The organism is Micrococcus sp. KRD012, from assembly GCF_017168555.1.
GTDB lineage: Bacteria > Actinomycetota > Actinomycetes > Actinomycetales > Micrococcaceae > Micrococcus > Micrococcus luteus.
This window is the reverse complement of record NZ_JABFBB010000010.1, coordinates 14,483-17,254: the sequence shown is the minus strand read 5'-3', so window position 1 is coordinate 17,254 and position 2,772 is coordinate 14,483. Positions and strand designations below refer to the sequence as shown.

The window sequence follows — 2,772 nt, the reverse complement described above, 5'->3', positions numbered from 1 at the left end:
CCCACCGCGCTCGTCGACGAGACGGCGGGGCGACGGGCGGAAGGGGACATGCGGCCAGGCTAACCGCTCGCCTCCGCCGCGGGCACGAGCGCCTCCGGCGCCGTTTCGTCAACGACAGCGGCTGTGGAGGCTCCTGCGCCCCCGCCGTCTCGTCGACGAGCGCGGTGGGTGAGGTCAGCGGACGCCGGCGCCGGAGAGGGTCTTGGCCCAGGCCTCGATGGCGTCCCAGTCGCGGTAGTCGCCGTAGTGCTCGTTGCGGGAGAGCTTGAGCTTGAGCTTCTCCAGCCGGCCCAGGCGCTCCTCGACGAGCGCCCCGCGGAAGTACGCCACCTCGCGCGGACCGTAGGACTCGAGCTTCTCCCGCACCGGCGGGGCCAGCTCGGGCGCGCCGCCGGAGGCCAGGATCACGAGCGGCAGGTCCGCCAGCTCGGCCCGACGGGTGTCGAGGAACGCCCGCGCGTCGGCGGCGAGCGAGCCCGTGTAGACCGGGGCCGCGACGATCACCGCGTCCGCCGTGGCCAGCCACGCGGCGGCGCCCTCGACGTCCTCCACCACGGTCGGGACGGCCTGCGACGTGCGCAGCACCTCCGCGACACGCTCGGCGATCTCTCGCGTGGATCCGTGGGCGGACGAGGTGACGATGAGCGTGGTCATGGTGGGGCGCAGCCTTCGGGGTCGGGGGCGGACGACGCGCTCAGTGTATCCCGCGCAGGTCCAGGTCCAGGCGGGTCTCGGCGCCCTTCGGGGCCCGGTCCGGGGTGTGCACCGTGACCGGGATGCCCCAGTCCTGCTGGTACAGGTGGCAGGCGGCGTGGTCCGGGATGGGCTGCCCCTTCTCCCCGTCGCACGCGGCGGCCCGGGCGGTGATGTGCAGGACGCCCTCCTCGACCTCGGGGTTCAGCCGCAGCGTCCGGTGCAGCCCCGTGGACGTGCCGGCGCCCTCGAGCAGCAGCTCCTCCGGGGACGAGGAGACCTTCAGCTGCGTGGGGTCGCCCCAGCGGTCGTCCAGCTTCTGCCCCGTGGGCGCGGCGAAGCCGATCGTCAGGTCCAGGTCGCCGGCCACCACCGGGGTGCGGGGACGCTGCGTCTGCCGCGCGCCCTCGTCCACGGTGAGGAACTCCTCCGGCACCGCCAGCCGCGTGAGCCGGTGGGCGTTGGACTCGACCACCACGATCGCGGTGTCGTTCCCGTCCGCGTCGTGCTCCACGAGCACGTCCGAGGGCTCGAGCAGCCCCCGCGCCACCGTGGTCACCGTGGCCGGGACCGCCCGGCCCGCAGCGTCCTCGCCGGCCGGGGCGTACCGGCGGATCGCGCCGTTGTACGTGTCCGCGATCAGCACGGAGCCGTCCGGCAGGGCCGTGACGCCCAGCGGGTGCTGCAGGCGCGCGCGGTCCGCCTCCCCGTCCACGTGGCCGAAGTCGAACAGGCCCGCCCCGACGGCGGTCCCGACCTCGCGGCGCCCGTCCTCCCCGGTCCGCACCCAGCGCACCGCGGAGGTCTCCGAGTCCGCGACCCACAGCGCGCCGTCCGCGCCCACGGACAGCCCCGAGGGCTGCGCGAACCAGGCCCGTCCGGCGTCGCCGTCCAGCAGGCCCTCGAGCGCCGTGCCCGCGTGCACCGCGAGCGCGCCCGTGACGGGGTCGAAGTCGAAGAGCTGGTGCGTGCCGGCCATCGCGATCACCACACGCCCCAGGGCGGGGTGCCACACGACGTCCCACGGGGAGGACAGCGAGATCGCGGTCGGCTCCCCGGGCAGGTCCGCGAGGTCGACGGCGATGTCCCCCTCGTCGTCGACGGCGGCGGCCTCCTTGGCGCGCTCGGAGTCGATGAGCTTCTGCACGCCGTTGCCGGCGAGGGTGCTGACGTGCCCGTCCGACAGGCGCAGGCCCCGCAGCCGGTGGTTGACGGAGTCCGCCACGACCACGTCGTAGCCGACGCGCTCCGCGACGTCCTCGGGCAGCAGCGCCAGGCCCTGGGGCTCGTTGAACAGCGCCTCGTCCGGCCCGCCGTCCGCGTGGCCCTTCTCCCCGGGCGTGGGGAATGCGAGCTCGGCCTGGCCCGCGTCCGCCGTGGCGGGGTCCCCGCCGCCGAACGCGCGGAGCACCGTGGTCAGGTCCTCGGCGACCTCCAGGAGGCGGTGGTGGCCGGTGTCCGAGACGAGGAACGAGCCCGGGCGGGAGCCGCGGCCGCCGAGGGACACGGCCTTGCCGGGGAACGACAGGTCCCGGGCCACGGGCGCGGGCGGGACGTAGGGGCCGGAGCCGCGGTGCAGCGTGCCCTTGGCCTCGTGCTCGGCCACGAGCTCGCGCACGAGCCCGTAGAGCCCGGCCACGTGCCCCTCGCCGGACAGGTGCGCGGCGATGTAGCCCTCCGGGTCCACCACCACGAGGGTGGGCCAGGCGCGCGCCGAGTACGCCTGCCACGTGGTCAGCTCGGGGTCGTCCAGCACGGGGTGCTCGATGGCGTAGCGCTCGACGGCGGCCGCGAGCGCGTCCGGGTCCGCCTCGTGCTCGAACTTGGGCGAGTGCACGCCCACCGTGACGAGCACATCCGCGAACTCCTCCTCGAGCGGGCGCAGCTCGTCCAGGACGTGCAGGCAGTTGATGCAGCAGAACGTCCAGAAGTCGAGGAGGACGACCTTGCCGCGCAGGTCCTCGAGGGTCACCTGCTCACCGCCGGTGTTCAGCCAGCCGCGGCCCACCAGCTCGGACGCGCGCACCCGGGTGGCCGCGCGCGGCACGGCGGCGGGGGCGTCAGCGGACGGGGCGGGGT

Annotated in this window: 2 protein-coding genes; both read right to left on the bottom strand. The window is 75.3% G+C overall.

Going from position 1 to position 2,772, the window contains the following annotated elements; translation table 11 throughout:
• Positions 1-174: 174 nt before the first annotated feature.
• Positions 175-654, bottom strand: coding sequence for a flavodoxin domain-containing protein (locus J1M37_RS05495; protein WP_069941971.1), 480 nt, complete (start codon positions 652-654; stop codon positions 175-177).
• 40 nt (positions 655-694) lie between these two features.
• Positions 695-2,772: NHL domain-containing thioredoxin family protein (locus tag J1M37_RS05490; protein WP_241250883.1), on the bottom strand; the 2,078-nt coding region annotated here is incomplete at its 5' end.

What these genes read in the sequence shown, in the direction of transcription:
- J1M37_RS05495 (WP_069941971.1), bottom strand. Translation starts at nt 654, where the DNA reads ATGACCACGCTCATCGTCACCTCGTCCGCCCACGGATCCACGCGAGAG.